The sequence below is a fragment of the Saccharothrix coeruleofusca genome (assembly GCF_014648515.1).
GTDB lineage: Bacteria > Actinomycetota > Actinomycetes > Mycobacteriales > Pseudonocardiaceae > Actinosynnema > Actinosynnema coeruleofuscum.
Genome location: NZ_BMRG01000052.1, coordinates 1 through 269 on the forward strand (window position 1 = coordinate 1; position 269 = coordinate 269).

At 69.5% G+C, this 269-nt stretch carries 1 pseudogene; it reads right to left on the bottom strand.

What is annotated here, in order from left to right:
- Positions 1 to 245: pseudogene (locus tag IEZ00_RS37685) on the bottom strand (acyltransferase domain-containing protein); the annotation flags it as partial.
- Between the last annotated feature and the right edge of the window lie 24 nt (positions 246 to 269).

A 269-nucleotide genomic window follows, 5' to 3' on the forward strand; every position in this document is an offset into this window, starting at 1 on the left:
CCAGCACCGTCCTCACCGAACACAGCCGACCGCACCACCGGGTCCAACAACCCGCACACCCGATCAAAAGCCGCCGCGAACACCGGGAACCGCCCATACAACTCCCGACCCATCCCCACCCGCTGCGAACCCTGACCCGTGAACACCACCGCCACCCGGCCCGCGACATGCCCCGGTGCGGCCCCACCCTCGGCAAGAACCGCCAAACGATCCAGCAACTGCTCCCGACCCGAAGCGACCACCACCGCCCGCTCCCCCAAAGCGGCACG